Raw genomic sequence first — 22,658 nt, 5'->3', positions numbered from 1 at the left:
GTTTTTATTTCTTTTTAAGCTCACTTATCGTTTCTTTTAAGGTCTGAATTTTTTCCTCCGCGTCACTCTGTTTCCTGCGCTCACGTGCCACTACAGCCTCGGGAGCATGGGAGACAAAATTCTGGTTGCCGAGTTTGGCCTTCACCCCTTTCAGGAAATTCTCGAAATGCTGCAGTTGTGACTGAGCCTTGGACAACTCTGCGTCCACGTCAATAAGATCACCCACAGGTACGGCAAACTCATTCGTGCCTACCATAAAGCCACTGGCATCAGCAGACTTATCCATGACGGTTTCCATCTTGGAGAGGTTTGCCATCTTCAGGATGACGGCGCTCCATGCATCTGCCTGATGGTGATTGATAGACTGGAGGACAAGCGGTTTCTTAGGAGCAATATTTTTCTGATTACGTACGGTCCTGACCCCACTTACCACCTGTTTGACATCCTCTATCTGATCACACAGTTTTCTCTCATCATCAGTGGGGACGGGTATCTGAAGGATTGAGTCCATAATACTCTCGCCGTCTTTGCGCGGATAGATATGTTGCCATAGTTCTTCTGTGATGAACGGCATGAACGGATGCAGCATTTTCAGCAGGTTCTCGAAAAATCCCAGGGTAGCTTGATAGGTCTTTTTATCAAGAGGCTGACCATATTCTGGTTTGATCATTTCCAGATACCATCCGGAAAATTCATCCCAGAACAAGCGGTATATCGTCATCAGCGCTTCCGAGATGCGATACCCCTTAAACTGTTTGTTCATCTCATCATTTGCAACTTTCAGGCGGGCATCGAACCACTTTACGGCAACCTGGCAGGCTTCCGAAGGCTCTGTGTCCTTTGTCTGCCATCCTTTTATCAGCCGGAAGGCGTTCCATATCTTATTGTTGAAATTACGCCCTTGCTCACACAGGCTTTCATCGAAGAGAATATCATTGCCTGCAGGAGCACTCAGCATCATTCCCATGCGCACGCCATCAGCGCCATATTTGTCAATCAGCGTGATCGGATCAGGAGAGTTTCCCAGACTCTTGCTCATCTTTCTCCCCTGTTTATCCCTGACAATACCGGTGAAGTAAACATGCTTGAAAGGATAGGTCCCCTTGTATTCGTAACCGGCCATGATCATCCTGGCCACCCAGAAGAAAATAATATCCGGGCCCGTGACCAGATCATTGGTGGGATAGTAGTATTTTATATCTGGGTTGTCCGGATGGTTAATCCCGTCGAAGACGGAAATGGGCCACAGCCATGAGGAGAACCAGGTATCCAGGCAGTCACTCTCTTGTTCCAGATCACCAGCCCGGACTGCCGGATTCTTTTCCTGAGCCAGTTTTAAGGCTTCCTCTGCATTCTCGGCGACGACAAAGTCCTTATGGCCCTCTACCGTGGTATAGTAGTAGGCCGGGATGCGGTGTCCCCACCACAACTGCCGGCTGATGCACCAGTCCTTGATGTTCTCCAACCAGTGACGGTAGGTATTTTTGTACTTTTTAGGATAGAATTCGATGGTATCATCCATTACCGGCGGCAAGGCTAGAGCGGCAAAATGCTTCATGCTCAGAAACCATTGTGTGCTCAATTTCGGTTCTATAGGTACGTTGGTGCGTTCAGAGAATCCTACTTTATTGTCGTAGTCTTCGACTTGTTCCATCAGTCCTGCCTTTTCCAGATCAATGGCAATCTGTTTCCTGACGACCATCCTGTCCTGTCCTACATATAATCCGGCTGCCTTGGAAATCGTCCCATTGTCGTTGAAAATATCAATGGTCTCCAAGTGGTGTTTCAGGCCCAGCGCGTGGTCGTTGACATCGTGTGCCGGCGTTACCTTCAGGCAGCCTGTGCCGAATTCTATATCTACGTAATCATCTTCAATGACCGGAATGGTCCGGTTGACAAGAGGCACGACGACATGCTTGCCTTTGAGCCACGTGTTTTTCTTGTCCTTGGGATTGATGCACATGGCGGAGTCACCCATTATTGTCTCTGGACGAGTGGTGGCAACGACGGCATAGAATCCCTTGTCATCATGATGGATGACATTCTCTTTGTCTGCACGTTCACAATCTTGCTCGACGACACGGTATTTCAGATAATAGAGTTTGGAATGTTCGTTTTTATAGACTACCTCTTCGTCGGATAATGCGGTCTGGGCTTTCGGGTCCCAATTGACCATGCGTGCTCCCCGATAGATATAGCCTTTCTTATACAGGTCGACAAACACCTTAATCACCCCCTTGCTGCGGGTTTCGTCCATGGTGAAAGCAGTCCGGTCCCAGTCACAGGAGCATCCGAGGCGGCGTAATTGCTTCAGGATGATCCCTCCATGCTCTCGTGTCCATTTCCAGGCTTCATCGAGGAATTGCTCCCGTGTCAGATCGGTCTTCCTGATGCCTTCCTGGGCGAGTTTGTTGACGACCTTAGCTTCAGTAGCGATACTTGCATGGTCTGTTCCGGGTACCCAGCAGGCATTTTTACCTTCCATCCGGGCCCGTCTTACAAGGATGTCCTGTATGGTATTGTTCAGCATGTGCCCCATGTGCAGCACTCCTGTTACATTTGGAGGCGGAATAACGATGGTATAAGGTTCACGTTCGTCAGGGTGAGAACTGAAGAGATGGTGATCTATCCAGTACTGATACCATTTTGATTCTACATTTTGTGGGTCATACTTACTTGCTAATTCCATTTTATATACTGATTTTATTAAATTCTTCCCTTATTTCTGATCTTCCCAATTAGGAGAAATGTAAGGATCCTCTAATCATCAGGATGCACCCTTTCGTTTCCCTATAGAGATATAATGGTGCAAATGTACTAATTTTCTTTTTAATAGTGAAAAAATCAACGGTTTAATCCTTTTGTTTTACGAAAATGTGCGATTGTATGGTTTTCTTATTCTATTTATTTGTACCTTTGCGCAGAATATAGATTGAAAGTTAAGATTCATTAAGTTGAAAAGGGTGCATAGCAGGGAAGAAAAATTAGCGGCCTTCGGGCGGTTGCTGGATGTGCAGCATCGTTTGCGCAAGGAATGTCCGTGGGATCGCAAGCAAACTTTTGAAAGTCTCAGGCCTAACACCATCGAGGAGGTCTTTGAACTTTGTGATGCGGTGATGAAAAAGGATGATCACAATATCATGAAGGAGCTGGGCGATGTGATGGAGCATGTCATCTTCTATTGTCTGATGGGAGATGAAGAGGGGGAATTTGACATCGCTGATGTCTGTAATCAGGAGGCTGACAAACTGATGTTCCGTCATCCGTTCATCAACTGGCTGAAGAATCCTACAGCTTCTTCTCAGGAGCATCCGCAATGGCGGGTAAGTGATCCGATGCTGGAGATCAATGCCCAGGGCCAGGTGGTCTACCGGCATGAGGATACAGGGCATTCTTCTCAGCAGCCTTTATCTCACTCCTCCGCTGCGAATGTCTCGGAGGTCCGTCGTGCTCCGAATAAGTTTCCTCCTTCTACGGCAAATGAGGTGGAGGCTACCTGGGAGCAGATCAAGCAGAAGGAGAAAGATGGCAACAGGACCGTCCTGGGGGGCGTACCTGACGCCTTGCCTTCTCTCATCAAGGCTTATCGGATCCAGGATAAAGCGAGGAACGTAGGATTTGACTGGAAGGATAAGGGTGATGTCTGGGGGAAAGTCCGTGAGGAACTGGACGAATTGGAAACGGAACTCCGCCGGGAAGACTCCTTGCGGTCAACCAGTGAACTGGGGGATTTCTTGTTCTCTGTCATCAATGCCGCCCGACTTTATCATCTCAACCCGGATAATGCCCTGGAACATACCAATCAGAAATTCATCAGGCGTTTCAACTATGTAGAGAAGAAAATAGAAGAGGGGGATAAAACCTTCAAGGAGGTTACTTTAGAGGATATGGATAAACTTTGGAATGAAGCTAAAAATAAAGAAAGATCATGAAGAAAAATATTCTTTTGATGAGTATTGCACTTATCAGTGTCTTAATCATTGCAGGCTGTAAGAACCATAGGCAGGCACACCATTCTGACTCTGCAAAGACAGAAGATTCTGCTACTGCCGGCGGATCCGATTCTACTATATATGGGGTGTGCGGTGATGGGACTGCAATGCATACCATAGAATTGATTACAGATGCCGGGGATACCATTAATTATCTGATTGATGAGGATGAGACAGAACCCGTGGTCAAAGGTGGACTGTTCGTGGGTGATCGTATGGCTGTCATCGGACACAAGGGGAATGGCGACTGTATAGCAACTAATGTGATCAATCTTACGGCATTGATGGGCAAATGGACAAGTATTGATAAGAACTTTGAAATTCTTGAGGGGGGAACCGTAAAGAATTATGTCAAGGCGGAAACTCATCCTTGGACCTCGTGGAAAATTTATAATGGAAAATTAGTCTTGAGCAGGGATACGTTTACGATAGACAATCTGGGTGCTGACAGCCTCTACCTTGAAAATCATGCGGGCATCTTTGCCTTTAAGCGTCAGAAATAGAGATTGGAACCATTCAGAATACATATCATGGGGTGTGGGTCGGCGATGCCTACGCTGAAACATCACCCTTCTTCCCAGATTATAGAGATCCGGGGTAAACTCTTTATGATAGACTGCGGAGAGGGCACACAAAGTCAGTTGCGTCGTTATAAAATCAGGTTTACGAAAATATCAGCCGTATTCATCTCTCATCTTCATGGAGACCACTGTTTCGGACTGTTGGGGATGATCAGCACTTTCGGGATGGTCGGCAGGACGGCGGACTTGCATATTTACGCACCAGCTTACTATGGCCCTCTATTGAAAAAGGAAATTGACTTTTTCTGTCAGGGGCTGAATTTTCAAATACGTTTCCATCCTGTAGACACTACTCTCCAGAAAATCATCTATGAGGATCATAGTCTGACGGTAGAGACCCTTCCTCTGGTACATCGTATACCATGCTGTGGTTATCTGTTCCGCGAGAAGCCTACGCTTCCTCATATCCGTCGGGATATGATCGACTGTTACGATGTGCCGGTCTCCCAGATTAATAATATCAAATTAGGTGCTGACTGGACCGCAGAGGATGGGGAGGTGATTCCGAATGCTTGCTTCGTGGAACCTGCTGATCTTCCCCGCTCTTATGCATACTGCAGTGATACAAAATATATGCCTGAGTTGTATAAGAAGGTGAGCGGGGTCAGCCTGCTCTATCATGAATCAACTTATATCCAGGCAGATCAGGAAAGGGCCCGATTATATTATCACAGTACAGCCCAGCAGGCCGCACTGGTGGCCAGGGCCTCAGGTGCAGGGAAATTATTGCTGGGACATTACAGCGCGCGGTATGATGATGAAAAGGTCATGCTCGCTGAAGCCAAAGAGGTGTTCCCAAATAGTTGTCTGACCCATGAAGGTGACTCTTTCGATATTAACAATCCTTAACAGGTCCAGATTCTGCTGTGAAGAAGGGAATAGAGTGCTGTTATATCTTTATACAAGAATTTAATCAGAGTGAAAAGGAGTGAATGAGTCGAATGGGGAGAGTATCTATCTTGATCTTGCCGGAAAGGTGTTCTATCTTTATGAGAGGTGAGACCGTTCGTCAAATGATTGTCAAATTCTATCAATTTTGAAATTATTAAAGTTTATTGGACCCTTGTTGTGTGTGTTTTGTAGTCTTTCTGCATGCGAAAATAAGGCAGCTAATCCGAACACACGAATATCTCTTGATTCCTTTTCCGGGCTGAGATCAAATACTTTTGCCCAGAATTCTTTCCGTATCCGGTCTGAAATAGACAGTTGTATGGCATACGATAAGGATTCCCTGACTACGGATTATTGGATACGTCATTATTATCAGAACAAGGGGACTTTTATATGGATTGACCGCCACGGGGTAGACGCACGTGCTGACACCCTTCTTTCCTGGCTGAAAACGGTCAGGGGAATGGGCTTTTCCCCACGCCAGTTCCGCGTCCGCCAGATCGAGCGGGACTTATACAGAATCCGCCATTTGCATTTTGACCGTGTCAACAATATCAATGTGGTCATGGGACGGCTGGAATATAATTTGACCAAGGGTTATTTCCGTTATGCCGTCGGCCAGCGCTTCGGGTTCATGAACCCGGACTATGTGTTCAATCATCTGGATGCTGTGGACGGGCAGTCTTCAGATACACCTTCTCCGGTAAAGTATCATCAACTCTTTGATATCCCCATGGAACATGCCACGAAACGATTCTATGCCCTGGCGCTCTGGAAAGTGAGACAGGATAGTATTGCAGGGTTTTTACGGGAGATCCAGCCCACGAGGCCTTTTTATAGCAGACTGTTGCATCTGCTCAAAAGGGCGCGGACAAGAGAGGCCAGGGAGCTCATCCTGTGTAATCTGGAGAGGTGCCGCTGGCGCTTAAAGGACTATCCTCAACGTCACAGGAAGTATGTGATCGTGAATATCCCCTCCTTCAGACTTGATGCTGTGGATGGTTATAAGGACCTGTCCATGCGTATGGGCTGCGGGACCAGAGAGACCAAAACCCCTTTGCTGGTGAGTTCGATCTATCGAATGGACATTAATCCTCAGTGGATCATTCCGAAGAGTATTATCAAAAAAAGTGTTGCCCGGCATGCGGGCGAAGAGGCTTACTTTGAAAATAAGCGGTTCTTTATAGAAGAGAGGAAAAGTGGGGGAAGAGTCAATCCCGTCCATGCCAGCAGAAGTATGCTTTTAAGTCCTGACTATGCTGTCATCCAAGAAGGGGGGAAAGGAAATGCGCTGGGCAGGATCATCTTCCGGTTCAGGAATAATTTCTCGATCTATATCCATGATACTTCTTCAAGAGGATTTTTCTCGAGAGAAGATCGGGGTGTGAGCCATGGTTGTATCCGGGTGCAGAAACCTTTCGGTCTGGCAATGTTCCTTCTGAGCAAAAAAGATCCTCATCTGATCGGTCAGATCCGTTATTCCATGTCGGCGGACATTTCTTCTCTCCAACACCCTCTTGATCACCGGCAGATGGGGCAGGACGAGGAAGATCACCGGCAGGACGCTCACCTCAACCGTCAACTGCTCGTTAATTCGGTAAAGGTGGAACCTGCCATTCCTCTTTATATCACTTATTATACACTCTATCCGAAGAAAGACGGACATCTGGAAAAATATGATGATGTTTATGGCTATGATCATGTGATCCTGCATTTTTTAAAAAATTATCAGTGAATAAAGATGACATAGAAATTTTACGCTTGCTCGGATCTCCTTCCACTTTCAAAAAAGGATTTGAGCGACTTGTACAAGTTTACAGCAAACCTTTGTACTGGAAGGTCCGTCGTATCGTCTTGGTCCATGAAGATACCGATGATGTCCTACAGAATACGTTCCTTAAGATCTGGTCGAAATTATCACAGTTTCAGGGCAAATCGAATCTTTCTACTTGGATCTACCGTATTGCAATCAATGAGGCTCTTGATTTTCTCCGTCATAAGAAAAGTGCTGCGGGCATCAGTACTGATGAGGATCAGATGGTGGCTAACCGGCTCCTTGCGGATGATTATTTTGATGGGGGCAGGGCTGAAGCTTTACTTCGGGAGGCAATAGCCTTGCTGCCTGAGGTTCAGCGTACTGTGTTTAATCTTCGTTATTATGACAATATGAAATATTCGGAGATGAGTCAGATTTTGAATACTTCGGAGGGGGCTCTTAAGGCAAGCTATCATCTGGCTGTGCAGAAGATTACTCGTTTTTTGAAATTAAATGATTAAACTTTTCATTTCTATACACGTCTAATTCAATAGGAAAGGGAAGATGAATATGAATAAGAAGGAAGAGTTCATTAAGAAAAAGTTTGGTAAGAAGCAACCTTTCAGGGTGCCTGATGGTTATTTTGATGATTTTTCCGGGCGTTTGATGGCGCGTCTGGCCGCACAGAACAAACCTGTGCCCATGGTTTGTTCTCTTTCTTCAAGGCGGAGGGCAGCGCGCAAGCATTTTATCTGGCGTGCCAGTCTGATAGCAGCAAGTATCCTTGCCGCTGTTTTCTCTCTCAATCTGATTTTCTCCAGAAAGGATGCACGACCGGTACAGACCGCTCAGAAGCCTGCACAGTCGATCACCGTTGATCAGGCTGCCGATTATGCAATGATGGATAATGAAGATATATATACGGATCTTGTAGAAGGTAATAATCATTATTAGATGATGAAAAGAAAGTTATTTGTACTTTTTGTTTTTTTGATGGGAATTTCCCTGTCTGTCTTTGGTCATAATGGTTTTAATCCTGAGCGCTGGCAGGCAGAGATGGAGCAATATATTGTATCTAAGGCTGGTCTGACCCCTTTTGAAGCGTCTAGATTCTTTCCTGTCTACCGGGAATGGAAGGAGAAAGAGCGGGTTTATTTTGACCGGCTCCGTTTTTATCGCCATATCAACAGTAATGATCCTCATGCCTGCACAGAGGCTATTCAGCAACGTGACGAGATAGACTTGAACATTAAGAAGTTGCAGCAGTTGTATCATAAGAAATTCCTGAAGATGCTGCCGGCAACGAAGGTCTATCGGATTATCCGGGCAGAGGATGAGTTTCATCGCCAGTCATTCCGGAAATTTATCTTCCAGGGAGGTGATAGATGATTTTTTAAGAGAAGATATTTGATGAAAGGACCATTCATACCTTTGACAGGCTAAAACGCCATGGCTGATCAACAGGAGCCGTGGCGTTTCTGTTTTGCCTGAATCTGATGGATGACGATTTTGTATACAACGACTGACAGGCTATGGGGGGGCATGGCAGGAATGGCAGAAGGGACTGGGCTTGATGATACAAGCTGCTATGGTTAAAGATGGATGTATTCTCGATATGCTGAGGACTTTATCGTTAATAGTAAAGATTCAAATGTTTATTTTTATTAAAAACGATTTGGACAGATAGGGGAGTTTCAGTCTTTCTATGTTTATAGAATACAAGGTGTCTGTATTTCGAATGATTGGGTTTTATGATGACCTTATAAAGGTAATAGATCATCAGGGTGCTAGTCACTTTTATAACTCTTGTCCGTGAAGTTGAATTTCGACAAAACTTGTACGGTTGATTCAGTACAATTAAATTTTTAAAATGAAAAAGTTGTTTTTTAGTATGTTCCTTTTGTGTTGTGATTTGTTTGTAAATTCGCAGCATAAAAAATGTGGTGTTAATGCAGGAATCAATGTAAACAAGTCTTCTGGTGATATTAAGGAATGAACATTAAAAGATTGGCATTAACCTCTTATTGTGTGTTGCTAGTAGGCGTTCCCCATATGTTGTATGCCCAGAAAGAAAAGTCGGTGATAGATTCTATTGGCAAGGTGAAAATCAAAAATAACAAACAGTATGCAAAAGAAGTAGTAATTTCAGAAGTCGTGGTCTCGTCAAAGAAAAAGGATAACAATGTGACCGGTACTGTCGTCGGGTTGCAGAGCCTTACTGGAAACGAGATCAAGAAAATCCCTGCGTTGATGGGGGAGGTGGACGTGATAAAAGCCATACAATTGTTGCCGGGGGTGCAGGTGCCGTCGGAGGGGAGCTGCGGGTTTAATGTCCAGGGGGGAACGATGGACCAGAATCTTATCCTTCTCGATAATGTGAATGTCTATAATGCGTCCCACATGTTTGGCTTCTTTTCCGTATTCAATAATGATGCCGTTGAAAGTGCTGATCTGTATAAGGGTGACTTGCCTATAAAATATGGCGGGAGGTTATCGTCATTGTTGGATGTCAAACTGAAAGATGATTCTCCGGAAAAGATAACGGGGACGGGGGGCCTAGGGCTGATTTCAAGCAGGCTTACTGTTGAGGGACCTTTAGGAAAGAATACTTCTTGGCTCGTCAGCGCCAGACGCAGTTATGCAGATGTGTTTCTCAGGATGTCGTCTGATCCGGAAAAGAAGAATGAATATCTTTATTTTTATGATATTGATGCAAAAATGTCACATCGTTTTTCTTTAAAGGATAAGTTTTATCTGAACATTTATAACGGTTATGACAGGTTTATTGCACCTTTTGGAAAGATCGGTTATGGCAATTCTTTGATTTCAGGATGTTGGAATCATCTCTTTTCTGATAACTTGTTCTCAAAACTGTCTTTGAATTACAGCCGGTATAAATATGATTTGGTATGGACTGTTACGGGGGCGAAGGTAGACTGGATGTCCGATATTCAGGACTTGGAACTGCGTTGGGATCTTAGTTACATGCTCTCAGAAAAACTGAGGATGACTTATGGGACATCTTCTGTCTTCCATTCGTTAAATCCCGCATTGATCAAGCGCCCGGGATACCCTGATTTCCGGATGCAGCGGTCTTATGCCCTTGAACATAATGTGTACATAGGACTGGAGCAAACGGTCAACCGGCATCTTTCTTTGAATTATGGCGCCCGGTTTACGGCTTTCAGGAATATCGGCAAAGGGATCGTTTATAACTATGATCAGAATTATCAGGCCACAGGATTCCATGTTTATGGGAATGGAAAGATATACCATACTTATATACGTCCTGAGTTGAGAGCCAGTGCGGTATATCTGTTAGATGAGAAATCTTCATTGAAAGCATGTTTCTCTCATAATGTACAGTTCTTGCAGATGGCTAATAATTCGGATTCTGGTTCACCTTTTGATCTATGGTTCCCCGCTAGTCCGAATATCAAGCCGCAAGAGGCGGATCTCTATTCTCTCGGTTATTTCCGGAATTTCCATCATAATGCGATAGAAACTTCTGCAGAGGTGTACTATAAGAAGATGAGAAATGTAATTGACTTCAAGGATAATGCACAATTGCTCTTCAATGAGAAACTTGATGGTGAAGTTCGTACAGGAACAGGGAAATCGTGTGGCGTAGAACTGATGGTGAAAAAGAATACGGGTCGTCTCACCGGTTTTGTAAACTACACCCTGGCTCGTACTGAGCGGACCATTCCCGGAATTAATAATGGGAAAACCTATCTGGCTCCTTCAGACAAAACACACAGTGTGAATGTTCTTGCTTCATATCAGTTGAATAAGAAATGGGACTTTTCTGCTGAATGGGTTTTTGCGACAGGAGCACCGGTAACTTATCCTACCGGACGCTTTGAAATTAATGGTGAGTATTATCCGATCTATTCAGGACGTAACAACGATCGCAGGAAGCCATACCACCGTCTGGATGTTTCTGCTACATACCATCCTCATCCTAAATCTAAAAAATGGAGTCATGGAGAGTGGGTCTTTTCGGTATACAACATCTACTGGCACAAGAATCCATGGATGACGTATTTCGACCAGGACACGGATGACGGATTCCCTCATGCTAAAATGATTTATCTTTTCGGTGCCGTTCCTTCAATTACCTATAATTTTAATTTCTGAATCGTAACCAGTGATGAAAGCAAGAATATTTGTATTTAAGGCAATGATGGTATTGCTATCTGCCGCTTTCCTTGATTCGTGTGTGGAAGATACGACGATACCGACGACAGATTCTGCCTATGTACCGGTGATTTATGGTACGATTACAGACCAGAATATCAGACAGGGTATTCAGATAACCAGTTCCAGGGGATATTTTGACAAAAAGGAGAATGCCAGGATAGCAGATGCTCTGGTGGTTCTTTGTGAAGATAGTGCCGCCATACATCGCACCTATATCCTGACTCAGGACTCAGTGGGTAGTGGCGTTTACATGACCAGAGACGAGATGCGAGGCAGACCTGGCTGGACTTATAGTCTTCAAGTGAAAATGGATTTCAATCATGATGGTACTGTTGAAACCTATACCGCGGAGAGTAAAATGCCGAAGAAGGTGGATCTTGACTCTTTAGCTATTGAGAAAATAAAGGAGGGGGACTATACGATGTATGCCGTGAACATCAGTGCTGTTGATCCTAAGGATGAAAATTATTATTTCGGGAAATATAGTATAAATGGCAAATTATATAATGCGATAAGCAAGTATATCTTGTTTGATGATATGAGCCTTAATGGTCAGAAAATACGTGGTCTGACCATACATTATTTCTTTGACAGGACGGATAAAGATCAGTTCAGTGATGATGATGCCAAGGATATGATTTTTATGTCGTCTGGCGATAAAATTACGCTTCAGGTCAGCAATATCAATAAGGATTATTGGGATTTTATCTCTGATTGCATTAATCAGGAGAATGGTTCCAATCCTATGTTCGGAGGTCCGGCCACAAATATTTCAACTAATATTTCGAATGGCGTGCGTGGTTTCTTCACTGCCTATTGTGTGTCGTCAGCAAGTGCTACTGCTCCTGCAGAGTAATGAAATAAGATTATCGTTTATCTATTATAAAAGGATCCAGGTGACTGGATCCTTTTATTGTTTTATGCATAATCTTATATAAGTAGCAGGAACTGCCGGCTGTTGTCCGCAGTAGGAGAGTAAGAATAAAATTACTTGAACACGAAACTGAGAACAAAAATGATGCTCAGAATAATCAGAGTCGGATTCAGATCTTTATATTTTCCGGTGCAGAGTTTGATCACTACATAACTGAGGATTCCGAGGGTGATCCCATCGGCGATAGAGTAGCAGAGCACCATGGTGATCATAGTAATAAATGCAGGAAAGGCTTCGCCGACTTCATTCAGGTTGATCTTCTTCATACTGTCAAGCATCAATACACCTACTAAGACAAGGGCTCCACTGGTTGCGGCACTTGGAATAATCAGAAAGACAGGACTTAAGAACAGGCTGATCAGGAAGAGGATGCCTACTACAAAACTCGTAACCCCACTTTTTCCGCCTTCGGCAATGCCGCTGGCGCTTTCGATGTAAGTCGTGATGGTAGAGCAGCCCAGGAAGGATCCGCAGGTAGTACCGATAGCGTCACTCATCATCGCCTCCTTTACGTGTGGGATCGTTCCATCAGCCTTTACGATGCCGGTCTTTTCAGCTAATCCTACTAATGTTCCCACCGTATCAAATATATTGACGATCAGCAAGGTGAAAACGGTGATGACGGTCTGGAAGTTCATCAATCCGGAGAAATCAAATTTGCAGAATACAGGTGCGAGACTTTGCGGGGCACTCACTGGCAGCCATCCCTTGGAGAAAGAAGTCACTCCCATGGGGATGCCGATAATCGTAGCAATGATAATACTATAAAACAATGCCCCCTTTATCTTTCTTGCCATGAGAACAGAACTTAAAAGTATGGCAATGACACCGAGCAGCATCGGTTTCGTGAAATCTCCCAGACCAACGAAGGTACCTGGTTTGGCGACGATGATGCCTGCATTTTTTAAACCGATGAAAGCGATGAACATGCCGATACCGGTACTGATGGCATATCGTAGGTTCTGCGGTATCGAATTCAATATCAGTTCCCGGATATTAAGGAAGGTGATCAGGAGAAAGATGATCCCTTCGATCAGCATGATGGCCAGAGACTGCTGCCAGGTATAGCCGAGAGCCTGGCACATGGTATAGGCGAAGAAGGCGTTCAGCCCCATGGAGGGTGCTTGTGCAAAAGGTAGTTTGGCCATGAAAGCCAGGAGCAGGGTGGCAATGGCGGCTGCAATCACCGTGCCGGTAAAGAGTGCGGCTTTGTCCATACCTGTCGTTGAGAGGATGGCCGGATTGACAGCTAAAATGTAACTCATCGTGAGAAAGGTCGTAGCTCCTGCTACAACCTCTGTCTTCATCTTCATACTTCTGGGATCAAATCCCAGAGCTTTTTCGAAAAATTTCATTATTTATATATCTATGATTGTATGTGCCAGAGAACTGGATGGGCGAGATAAAAGCATTATATTTCATCCCCGGCTTCCTCTATTTCTTTTCTTTCAACCAGTCATCAAGGATCCTGCGGGCTATACTTAATTTCTCGGGGATCACAGGAAGGTTTTCTTTGGTAAACCAACTACCACGGCTTAGTTCTTCTTTCTGAAGATGAATGGTGCCACTGACGTAATCGGCATTATATCCTACCATTAGTCCACTAGGATAGGGCCATGGCTGGGAACCGAAATAGCGGAGATTCGTGATCGTCAGGGACGTTTCTTCTTTCACTTCACGATAGACAGCCTGTTCCAGCGTTTCCCCGGTTTCAACAAAACCGGCCACCAGTCCGTAAAAATCACCCTTGAAGTTGCGTGCATGGACCAGGAGCACTTCATCTCCACGATGGATAAGGACAATAATGGCCGTGGCTAATTGTGGCCAGACTTCTTTGCCGCAATTCGTACATCTCTTGCTGATGTCTGTATGCATTTCCATCGGAGCACCACAGACACCGCAAAACTGTGTGTTCTTGTCCCAATAGAGGAGTTCACTGCATTTGCCGGCCTCTACATACAGGTTATATGGGATTCTGTAATAGCTTGCCCTCAGGCCGCACATTTCGTAATGAGAATCGTTGGTCAGGGTATGCTGCGGATCTTTACGAAGGAAAGTTTTTGACGGATCATCAATGCTGAAAGTCTTGATCTCCATGCTGTTGTCCTTGGAGGCAATGTTCATAATATGGGTCCAGGGCTTCGTCACGACTGGTGGTTCTTCAGAATAAGGGATAGTATAATGCCCGTCCTGCAATTTCTCGAGCATGAGGTCACTTTTACAAAATATGAACCAATACTTCATATCTGATCTGTTAGCATTCATAAGATGATTTCAATTTATTTTTAAAACATTATTTTTCCTCTGCAGCAGTTAGCGGCTTCCCGAAGAGGAGTGCCTTATCACGTGCGATCGCCGGTGTTGCCCATTCCTCAGGGATGAAACGCCAGTTGTGATGGGCTTCAGGATCCAGCGTCCCGGCCTGCTCGATTTCTTTCATAAGATAGTAGCGCTGGTCTTTCTTGCTTTGAAAAATGATTCGTTTTTTCAGATCCTTATGAGGAATACCTGCACCCTTGGTCAGGAGTTCGCCACCACCGTTCCCCCGGTAACTGTTCATCGCTACCTTGTACCACTTCTTCAGGTCAAAAGGCTGTCCATTGCTCATCCTGAGGATATGGACTTTCTGTCCGTCAGGTTTGGTCACGTCCACAGTATAGTCGATGCCGACAGCAGAATCGAAATTGAAAGCCATGTTCTTGAACTGATACCTTTCTTCTCCATTGTCAGGATGATCGGCAAGGAGCATGATATGATCCTCGGGACTTTTCATCGTGTTGACCCAGAGGTCATAGCTCATCTCCAGATATCTGAGGATTTCTTCTCCCGTCATTCTGACAGTGTAGATCTGATTCTCATAGCGGTAGAGATTGAAAAGATCGCTGACATGCACATCTCCCTTCTGAATGCTCGTATCAAAGGACAGGGGGGCATTGAAAGAGAGGTCTGCTCCGGTGATCTTCAGTTGCAGATCCTGGATGAAATCAGTGAAGGGGGCACTGCCAAAATAGCAATCACGAGTGTAAATACTATGTTTAAAGGTGCCGATCTTACGATCTACAAAAGTTCTCACACTGTCTATCTCTGGTTCGAAATGTCTGGTAAATGCAGTATCTGTCTTTTCGTGGCAGATATTGACCAGTTGTCCGGTCACCTTGGTGCCTAACGTGATAGGATCCGTACCGTCAGAAACAGTTATGGAGATCTGTGCATCACTCACGTAAAGGGCATAGCAGCTCGGATCCAGGCAGAGCACTTCTTTCCCGGTAACCGTATTCTTGATAAGATCCTGATGAAGGGTATGGTCATGGCCATAGAGGATAAGGTCAAAGCCGGGAACTTTCCTGGCTACTTCTATGGAGGCATTCTCATCGAATCGGTCATTCTGTATCCCGCCTTCCTTTCCGCTGTGAAAGAGACCGATGATCAGGTTCGGGTGTTCGTGAGTCTGCAGGTAACTGACCCAATAGCGGCAGGATTTTACCATGTTCTCAAAATAGAGACCACTCCACAAATGCTCGTTGAGCCAGTTGGGAATGGCATCTGTCAGCATTCCCAGAACGGCAATTTTTATGCCATCCCTTTTGATGATCGTGTAAGGGTGTACGTAGGGCTGTCCTGTCTTCGTGGAGATGATATTTGCTCCCAGAACAGGGCATCTGACCTCCTTGATCCATGGATCATAGACGGCATGCCCTGTCTCAACGTCATGGTTGCCCATGGTTTCGGCGTCATAGTGCATATAGTTGACGACACTGGCTGCTACATTTGGCAGTTCAGGTTTGACATAATTGCTGTAATAGCAGGTGGGTTGTCCTTGAAGAATATCGCCGTTATCCAGAAGGATGAGATGATTCCCGTATTTTTCCCTCAAGGAATCTACATAGGTAACGACACGGGCTAATGACCCTTCTTTAGGTTGATGATTGATAAAATCGTAAGGAAAGAAACATCCATGTACATCACTTGTTTCAATAATCCTGAGATTGACTGTTCTCGTTTGTGCCATAGTTGGTAAACTGATCATGATTGCCAGAAGGCCAATAATCGTTTTTTTCATCTGACATTTGTTGATTACTTTGCAAATTTACTAATTATTGTTGGATTTGGTATACTTTTTGTTGCATATCTTATCGTTAATTGAGAGATAGAAAGATATGGCATTTATAGATTATTATAAAATTCTGGGCGTTGACAAGAGCATTCCTCAAAAGGATGTTCGTGATGCATACCTGAAAAGGGTAAAGCAGTTTCATCCTGATCTTCATCCTGATGACCCTAAGGCGAAGGCGAAGTTCCAGGCGTTGAATGAGGCTTATGAAGTTATCTCTGATCCTAAAAAGCGTGCCAAATATGATAAATATGGTGAACAGTGGCGCAATGCGGACGCTTTTGAACAGGCGGGTGGTGCCGCAGGAGGGACCGGTGGTTTTGGACAGGGCTCTCCGGGGGGCAATCCGTTTGAAGGATTTGACTTTAACAGTTTTGGAGGGGGCAGTGGCTTTTCTGATTTCTTTGAAGACTTGTTCGGAGGGGGCAGAAGGCATACCCGCTATCATACTTCAGGTGGTTTTAATAGTGGCTTCGGAGGTTTTGGCAATACCGGCTTCGGAAATGCCCGCCAGAGTACAGGGGAAATGGATGCAAAGGTGAATATTGACTTGTATACAGCGTTGCTGGGTGGAGAAATCCTCCTTCAGTTGAGCAATGGACATCGGATCAAACTCAAGATCAAGCCGGAGACGCAGAATGGTACGAAGGTACGTGTTCGTGGAAAAGGATATGATCGTGGTGATGGTACGTATGGTGACTTGATTATCACTTACAACGTCAAATTACCTGTGAATCTGACGGAACATCAGAAGATGCTGCTCCGAGAGATGCGACAAGGATAAAGAGTTGATCGGCTGGGCCGTATCGATTCTTCAGTTTTAGGAAAGGCAATGACCAGAAGGATGGTCATTGTCTTTTTAAGATTTTCAGAAAACCGGATTACGTATAAAGGACCTTTAGGAGTTGTGAATACGTAATGAACCGGGACTTTTTCCTGTGATTTTCTTTTGAGTAAAAGGTGTACTTACAGATCAGTTATCGTTTTTAAATGGATGAGATTATTTATCATAATATATTACACATGCAACTCCGTTTCTGTGATGCGGACCAGTTCGGGCATGTGAATAATTCGGTGTATTTTCAATATTACGATACGGCGAAGATTCATTATATGAAGACCGTCTGTCCTCAGATGGATAAAAAATATGCGATCGTGGTCGTTCATATAGATGCTGACTTTCTGTCTCAGCTCCATACGGATGAGCATGTTGCCGTGCAGACCGCCGTCATACATATAGGGAAAAAGAGTTTTACCCTTCAGCAACGATTGATTAATCTGGAAAGTAAAGAAGTAAAATGTACCGTAAAGACCGTTATGGTTGCCTATGACCTGGAGTTGAATAAATCGGTAGAGTTGTTACCCGGATGGGTAAATGCTATGTGCAAGTACGAGGGCAGGGACCTCAGGGCATGAGGCCCTGGTGAAGTTGGGATTTGTTTTTTTATATTGTTTAATAACTTTAGAACCAGTTTTTATGAAAGATTTCAAATCTATTTTTGAAAGCCACTACACCTGGATTGAGGGGTTCATGAGGAATGTCATGCGCTATAGTGGCAAGTTGGCAATGGTTGATCCGGACAGGGACAAGACATGGACGTATGCTGATCTGAACAGGGATTGTAATCGCCTGGCTAATGCCTTGATCCATGATGGCCTCAAAAAGGGGGACGTGATCATGATGCAGCTGCCCAACTGCCCGGAGTTTGTCTTCACTTACATCACTGCACATAAAACTCATGCCGTCAACTGTCCGGTCAGCTATCGTCTGAGCCCCGGCGAATTGGCTGAGAACCTGAGAGACTCTCAACCCAGTTTTATCCTTTTCGATTCTGCGAGGAAAGAGGGGATGCTGGAAGCCTTGAAAATTTCCGGGCTGAAGCCAAAAAGGCTTATCGTCACGGACGGGGAAAGTAAGGATGAGGTCATCTCTTACTCTGATTATATAAAGAATGCTCCCGGCACGGAGCCCGCGTACACCTGCGCTTATAACATCTATGATGAAACGACCCGTCTGTATACCTCAGGGACGACCGGACATGCAAAGGGAGTTCCTCTGACCAGTATCAATGAGGTGCTTTCCAGTCATGATGTCATGATCCATTTCCCGATGAGCTATAAGGATGTAACCATGAATACTACTCCCTGGTTTCATCGTGGTGGCCTGCACTGTGCCGGTCCTTGCCCTACCTTTTATGCGGGGGCCACACTGGTGATCATGACTAAGTTTGATGCGATAAAGACGCTTGCCTACATTGCAAAATATAAAATTACTTTCCTCATCGGCGTACCTACTGTTCTGGAGAAACTGGCGGATGAACAGGAGCGGCAGTCTTTTGACCTGAGTACTCTCAAAGGCATCGTGACCATGGGCAGTCCCTTGGAACGGTTTGCCTGCATTCGCTATCAGAAGGTGCTGACCCCGAATATCTTCAATGGCTATGGAACGACGGAAACCTTCTGGAACACTTTCCTGAGACCCTTTGACTTACCGGAAAATGCGGGGACTGCAGGCTCTTCCTGCGTGGATGATGATGTGAGGGTGGTTAAGATCCATGAGGGCAGGCGTTCTGAACCGGATGACCTGGTCACGAAAGATGGGCATGACATCGGTGAGGTCATCATCTGTTCCCCTGCCAAGTCGCCTTATCGATATGTCAATAATGATGCCGAAACGGAAAGCAAATACTATAAAGATTTCATCTATACGGGGGATCTGGCTACATGGGACGAAAATCAGTTCCTCACTATCGTCGGCCGCAGGGATGACATGATCATCTCCTCGGGTGAGAATATCTATCCTACACAGATCGAGGAGGTCCTCAACTCCAACCCGAAGGTCAAGGACTGCATGGTCACCTCTGTTCCTGACAAAATCAGGGGACAGGTCGTCACGGCTTATATCGTCAGAGAAGATGATTCGCTCACGGCTGAAGAGTTGGATGATTATTGTAAGAAAAACCTGAATATGGCCAATTTCAAGCGTCCGCGATTTTACCGTTTCGTCTCTCATATACCTTTCAACGCAACTGGCAAGAAATTACATGGCAAGTTGAGGGAGATTGCTCATGAAGACCTCAAAAACGGACTTCTCTATCAAGTATGAAGAATGGATGAATGCAGACTGGAATTCACGTGCTCAGGACGTTGAATCCCAGCCTGTTTGATCTGTCGTTGTCAACCTGATCCGAGGCTGACATCTATGGAAAATCATTACCGAGGTTTGGTAACTTGCTTACCAAGGCTTGGAAACAAGCTTACCAAGCCGTGGAAACATCGTTACCAAGCCGTGGTAAGGAGTTGACCACAGTCTGGTAATCAACGTGTGAAAAAATCAACCATAAATGACTTTCCCCAATACCTTCCGGAATGGATAAACGGATGCCTGTCCCTGACGGTCAGCCTTAAATTATAGAATAACCTTGGCCATATTGAACGAACTGATCTTCCCATTGGGTGAGACCGTCGCATTGATCCGGAAATCAGACTGAGTAGGTTGGGAAGAATCCGTACTGCTCACACTCTGGCGTGCAGAAAACTGCACCTGATATTCATATTTGTCATCCCCGACACTCTGTTTCTTGATCGTATAGTCATTGTTGATTCTCCAGTTCATATTAGTAATGTCATTTTTCCATATTTTGTGTATGAAACTGGCGACATCTTCTTTGTGAGCATTCGTCTTGCCTAAAAAAGAGGACATGACATTTTCCACCTGGTCAGTGGCACGGTCATCATTTTTTGAATTGATGCTCTGGAAGAACGTCTTGAAGAGGGCAGAGATCATCTGTTTCTCTTCCGGTTGAAGTTCTTTCTGCTGTACCTTTCCCATCTTTTCTTGAGCCGAATTGACAAAAGCACCCTGTGGATGTTCTTTCAAATATTCCTGATAGCTTGCCGGTGTATTCTCGTTTTGGGCATCGCGCCAGTCCAGAGAATCGATTTTATTGCGTGCCTCCGGGGCATGAGGAGAATGAGGATGATTCTGGAGATAGTCTTCCAGGGCACCTTTCGAGCCCCTCATTATCGCATTGGTCCATTCCTGGTCATTCTGCTTGATTTCCATCAGATGATTTTGCACAGAATCCAGATGGGCTTCCGGCGCATTCGGATAGGTATTCAAATAACTTTGCAGGACGGTAGGATCCGAACTTTTCATCGCATATTCGTAGTCTTGTTGCTCTTTTCCGGTCTGGGCTGTCGAATAGAAGTGATACATGATACCTAAAGCAACAAGCGCGATCAATACGGCAATGATCAGAGGGGTATAGTTCCGCTTTTTATGCTTTTTCTTTCCGCCGGAAGTAGAGAAGCTGCTGCCTGAAGGATTCCTCGGGGGAACAGGGCCCTGGATGGATGTCCGGTGCGGTGGTACGGAATGGTTTTTATTCTCCGTCGTATCTTTCGGCGGAACATTATCGGTAACTGGTGGCAACGGTGAGGCACCGGCTGATGAAGAGGACGTAAAAGGAACTTGTGTGGAGGTCTTGTTCAATCTCGTGGGCCGATGGCAGTTAGGGCACATCTCCTCATTAGCAAAATAAACTTCTCCACAATTGGGACAACGGATGATCTTTCCTGCAATTTCAACTCCACAATTGGGGCAAACGGGTGCTTTATCACTGATTTGATGACCACACTCCGGGCACTTGATAATAGCCATATCTTATATTATAAAATTCTAATTTCTACTTTTTATTCACTAAATAACAGAATGGAATGAATTTAAAGGTCATTTATTAGATTTCTTATAAAATCCATTGATTATCATCGGTGTCGGAACCTGATTTCACGTAATTTATGACGCCCCATCAGCCGACTTTTGTCAACATAACCATTGATGCCATCAAGGTGGCCTCTTCCGGTGTATTGCCATAATTCAAAGTCACGACCGTCTGTAAGACGTGGAATGCGTTTGGTATACTGGGCTATCATCAATTTATAATTGTCTACTTTTCCTGCCAGGTTATGGTCGTAGAAATTAGCTCCTGTATAGAGCAGTGGCTTTTGTCGGTAAGTCCGCTCGATGAGCCGGAGGAATTTGAAAAGGCTGTCGCAGAACTCTTCTTCAGACAGTCCACTCCTCGTTTCTATATCGACCATTGGAATTAAGTCCTGGTCCCCCGGACGGCATTGGGACAGGAAATTGTCCAACTGCTGTTGCTGGGAATATCGCGGGCGGTAAAAATGGTAGGAGCCTACTTTCAGACCGTTGCGATGAGCCAGGTCAATGTTTTCCTGGTATTTGCTGTCTATCCGGCCTCCACCTTCCGTGGCTTTCAGATACACATAGGCCATGTTGGAATTATCGCCTACCGTTTTCCAGAATACCGTTCCCTGGTAATGGCTGAGGTCAATTCCCTGGACATAATGACACGTATCCTCGTCTTCTGCCTCCTGGGCTTGTGACAAAGATAGCGTAAATAGGCCGAGTATTAATAATAAAATCCGCTTCATCGTCGCAAAGATACTAACTATTCTTCAATTTCAGATAAGGAACGTGCAAAATTATGTAAAAAGTTGAATATTGTCTCCACAGGAGCATATCCGAAATAGCGCATACTCTGGCGGAGATTGCGCCAGAGCACCTTGCTGTTATTCTGTATGAATCCCGTAGTACCCTGCCGGAAGTGCCACTCTTTCGTGATGTCTGCCCAGGTGTTGCACAGTGAACGGATCGTAAGCCCGCCTGCACCTTTCTCCAGATGGTGTACGAAAGGTACCTCATCTTCCTCAAAATGGAAGAACAGGATGAGGATGCTGCCTTCTAACTGGGAGATACGCCCCAGATGGAGTTTGCTGAGCCATTTATCCAGTTTCAACCAGTCTACTTTACCCCCCTTGGGACTTCGCAGATATTCTCCAAGCTGGATGATGCCTTTGAGGCTCACGCCATAGTTGAGCATTGCATTGATGTTCGAGACGATGAGATGAAGTAATTCAAGAGTCTCTATACTGGTGTCAATGGCATGGCGTTCAGTCAGTTCTATAGATCTTAATTTCTTCTCCAGGAAAGGAGTAGCCAGCGTGACCTTGCCCTCCTTTGATTCAGTGACATTATTCATCAGGGCTTCAAGTTTTTGCATTTTGAAGCGCGTCATGGGTTCTAGTGTTTCATGAGACAGGAAATACTGTGAACGTAATTTCTTAAAAACATTTCTCTGTATAAAGTTCATGATTTCACGAATTT

The 22,658-nt window shown here is 45.0% G+C and carries 19 protein-coding genes; 12 read left to right on the top strand and 7 right to left on the bottom strand.

The features are described 5' to 3' along the window. Positions 1-4: 4 nt before the first annotated feature. A complete protein-coding gene (locus ACYRYG_RS03210) occupies positions 5-2,689 on the bottom strand; it encodes a valine--tRNA ligase (RefSeq protein WP_293417806.1) in 2,685 nt (894 codons plus the stop codon). A gap of 274 nt (positions 2,690-2,963) precedes the next feature. Between ACYRYG_RS03210 and mazG the strand changes: the two genes are divergently transcribed. From mazG to ACYRYG_RS03165, 9 genes are all read left to right on the top strand, one after another. Next, positions 2,964-3,932, top strand: coding sequence for a MazG family protein (gene mazG, locus ACYRYG_RS03205; protein ID WP_293442549.1), 969 nt, complete (start codon positions 2,964-2,966; stop codon positions 3,930-3,932). Further along, complete coding sequence (locus ACYRYG_RS03200; protein ID WP_293417809.1) at positions 3,929-4,495, top strand: lipocalin-like domain-containing protein; 567 nt, start codon at positions 3,929-3,931, stop codon at positions 4,493-4,495. The genes mazG and ACYRYG_RS03200 overlap by 4 nt, the downstream gene beginning before the upstream one ends. A 3-nt stretch (positions 4,496-4,498) precedes the next feature. Then, complete coding sequence (locus tag ACYRYG_RS03195; protein WP_294077318.1) at positions 4,499-5,422, top strand: ribonuclease Z; 924 nt, start codon at positions 4,499-4,501, stop codon at positions 5,420-5,422. Between the two features lie 187 nt (positions 5,423-5,609). Next, entirely contained in the window at positions 5,610-7,199 is a 1,590-nt protein-coding gene (locus tag ACYRYG_RS03190) for a L,D-transpeptidase scaffold domain-containing protein (protein ID WP_460197592.1), read from the top strand. Beyond that, complete coding sequence (locus ACYRYG_RS03185; protein WP_293417815.1) at positions 7,196-7,741, top strand: RNA polymerase sigma factor; 546 nt, start codon at positions 7,196-7,198, stop codon at positions 7,739-7,741. The genes ACYRYG_RS03190 and ACYRYG_RS03185 overlap by 4 nt, the downstream gene beginning before the upstream one ends. A 43-nt stretch (positions 7,742-7,784) precedes the next feature. Further along, complete coding sequence (locus ACYRYG_RS03180; protein WP_460197591.1) at positions 7,785-8,174, top strand: hypothetical protein; 390 nt, start codon at positions 7,785-7,787, stop codon at positions 8,172-8,174. Continuing rightward, positions 8,175-8,609 (top strand): hypothetical protein, encoded by a 435-nt coding sequence (locus ACYRYG_RS03175; protein ID WP_293417821.1) that lies wholly within the window; start codon positions 8,175-8,177, stop codon positions 8,607-8,609. A 603-nt stretch (positions 8,610-9,212) separates the two neighbouring features. Continuing rightward, the gene (locus ACYRYG_RS03170) at positions 9,213-11,360 is read left to right on the top strand and encodes a TonB-dependent receptor plug domain-containing protein (protein WP_293426809.1); all 2,148 of its coding nucleotides are present in this window, start codon (positions 9,213-9,215) and stop codon (positions 11,358-11,360) included. A gap of 13 nt (positions 11,361-11,373) precedes the next feature. Continuing rightward, complete coding sequence (locus ACYRYG_RS03165) at positions 11,374-12,279, top strand: DUF4249 family protein (RefSeq protein ID WP_460197590.1); 906 nt, start codon at positions 11,374-11,376, stop codon at positions 12,277-12,279. 131 nt (positions 12,280-12,410) lie between these two features. Here the strand turns inward: ACYRYG_RS03165 and ACYRYG_RS03160 are convergent, their stop codons facing one another. The 3 genes from ACYRYG_RS03160 to ACYRYG_RS03150 all read right to left on the bottom strand — a co-directional run bounded on the left by ACYRYG_RS03160 (position 12,411) and on the right by ACYRYG_RS03150 (position 16,417). Next, positions 12,411-13,712 carry an NCS2 family permease gene (locus ACYRYG_RS03160; RefSeq protein ID WP_293417830.1) on the bottom strand — a complete coding sequence of 434 codons (1,302 nt, stop codon included), beginning with the start codon at positions 13,710-13,712 and terminating at the stop codon, positions 12,411-12,413. A 79-nt stretch (positions 13,713-13,791) separates the two neighbouring features. Beyond that, positions 13,792-14,601 carry an NAD(+) diphosphatase gene (gene nudC, locus ACYRYG_RS03155; protein ID WP_293417833.1) on the bottom strand — a complete coding sequence of 270 codons (810 nt, stop codon included), beginning with the start codon at positions 14,599-14,601 and terminating at the stop codon, positions 13,792-13,794. A gap of 49 nt (positions 14,602-14,650) precedes the next feature. Then, complete coding sequence (locus tag ACYRYG_RS03150) at positions 14,651-16,417, bottom strand: bifunctional metallophosphatase/5'-nucleotidase (protein ID WP_460197588.1); 1,767 nt, start codon at positions 16,415-16,417, stop codon at positions 14,651-14,653. A 97-nt stretch (positions 16,418-16,514) separates the two neighbouring features. Here ACYRYG_RS03150 and ACYRYG_RS03145 point away from each other — a divergent pair, with 97 nt between their 5' ends. The 3 genes from ACYRYG_RS03145 (at position 16,515) to ACYRYG_RS03135 (ending at position 19,574) form a co-directional block, all read left to right on the top strand. After that, on the top strand, positions 16,515-17,252 hold the full coding sequence (locus ACYRYG_RS03145; protein WP_293417838.1) for a DnaJ domain-containing protein: 738 nt from the start codon (positions 16,515-16,517) through the stop codon (positions 17,250-17,252). A gap of 206 nt (positions 17,253-17,458) precedes the next feature. Then, positions 17,459-17,884 carry an acyl-CoA thioesterase gene (locus ACYRYG_RS03140; protein WP_293417841.1) on the top strand — a complete coding sequence of 142 codons (426 nt, stop codon included), beginning with the start codon at positions 17,459-17,461 and terminating at the stop codon, positions 17,882-17,884. A 61-nt stretch (positions 17,885-17,945) separates the two neighbouring features. Continuing rightward, positions 17,946-19,574, top strand: a complete 1,629-nt coding sequence (locus ACYRYG_RS03135) for a class I adenylate-forming enzyme family protein (protein ID WP_293417844.1) — start codon at positions 17,946-17,948, stop codon at positions 19,572-19,574. A 303-nt stretch (positions 19,575-19,877) separates the two neighbouring features. Here ACYRYG_RS03135 and ACYRYG_RS03130 read toward each other — a convergent pair whose 3' ends face one another. From ACYRYG_RS03130 to ACYRYG_RS03120, 3 genes are all read right to left on the bottom strand, one after another. After that, the gene (locus ACYRYG_RS03130) at positions 19,878-21,131 is read right to left on the bottom strand and encodes a zinc ribbon domain-containing protein (protein WP_460197585.1); all 1,254 of its coding nucleotides are present in this window, start codon (positions 21,129-21,131) and stop codon (positions 19,878-19,880) included. 104 nt (positions 21,132-21,235) lie between these two features. Continuing rightward, positions 21,236-21,925, bottom strand: a complete 690-nt coding sequence (locus tag ACYRYG_RS03125; RefSeq protein WP_293422889.1) for a glycoside hydrolase family 25 protein — start codon at positions 21,923-21,925, stop codon at positions 21,236-21,238. Positions 21,926-21,942: 17 nt separating this feature from the next. After that, positions 21,943-22,644, bottom strand: coding sequence for a hypothetical protein (locus ACYRYG_RS03120; RefSeq protein WP_293419760.1), 702 nt, complete (start codon positions 22,642-22,644; stop codon positions 21,943-21,945). Between the last annotated feature and the right edge of the window lie 14 nt (positions 22,645-22,658).

The sequence above is a fragment of the Segatella asaccharophila genome (assembly GCF_054687055.1).
This window is presented reverse-complemented; position numbering and strand designations above follow the sequence as displayed.

Bases quoted from the DNA above. Each gene is read 5' to 3' on its own strand.
- ACYRYG_RS03210 (WP_293417806.1), bottom strand. From the start codon at position 2,689: ATGGAATTAGCAAGTAAGTATGACCCACAAAATGTAGAATCAAAATGG.
- ACYRYG_RS03200 (WP_293417809.1), top strand. From the start codon at position 3,929: ATGAAGAAAAATATTCTTTTGATGAGTATTGCACTTATCAGTGTCTTA.
- ACYRYG_RS03180 (WP_460197591.1), top strand. From the start codon at position 7,785: ATGAATATGAATAAGAAGGAAGAGTTCATTAAGAAAAAGTTTGGTAAG.
- ACYRYG_RS03175 (WP_293417821.1), top strand. From the start codon at position 8,175: ATGATGAAAAGAAAGTTATTTGTACTTTTTGTTTTTTTGATGGGAATT.
- ACYRYG_RS03170 (WP_293426809.1), top strand. From the start codon at position 9,213: ATGAACATTAAAAGATTGGCATTAACCTCTTATTGTGTGTTGCTAGTA.
- ACYRYG_RS03165 (WP_460197590.1), top strand. From the start codon at position 11,374: ATGAAAGCAAGAATATTTGTATTTAAGGCAATGATGGTATTGCTATCT.
- ACYRYG_RS03160 (WP_293417830.1), bottom strand. From the start codon at position 13,712: ATGAAATTTTTCGAAAAAGCTCTGGGATTTGATCCCAGAAGTATGAAG.
- nudC (WP_293417833.1), bottom strand. From the start codon at position 14,601: ATGAAGTATTGGTTCATATTTTGTAAAAGTGACCTCATGCTCGAGAAA.
- ACYRYG_RS03150 (WP_460197588.1), bottom strand. From the start codon at position 16,417: ATGAAAAAAACGATTATTGGCCTTCTGGCAATCATGATCAGTTTACCA.
- ACYRYG_RS03145 (WP_293417838.1), top strand. From the start codon at position 16,515: ATGGCATTTATAGATTATTATAAAATTCTGGGCGTTGACAAGAGCATT.
- ACYRYG_RS03140 (WP_293417841.1), top strand. From the start codon at position 17,459: ATGGATGAGATTATTTATCATAATATATTACACATGCAACTCCGTTTC.
- ACYRYG_RS03135 (WP_293417844.1), top strand. From the start codon at position 17,946: ATGAAAGATTTCAAATCTATTTTTGAAAGCCACTACACCTGGATTGAG.
- ACYRYG_RS03130 (WP_460197585.1), bottom strand. From the start codon at position 21,131: ATGGCTATTATCAAGTGCCCGGAGTGTGGTCATCAAATCAGTGATAAA.
- ACYRYG_RS03125 (WP_293422889.1), bottom strand. From the start codon at position 21,925: ATGAAGCGGATTTTATTATTAATACTCGGCCTATTTACGCTATCTTTG.
- ACYRYG_RS03120 (WP_293419760.1), bottom strand. From the start codon at position 22,644: ATGAACTTTATACAGAGAAATGTTTTTAAGAAATTACGTTCACAGTAT.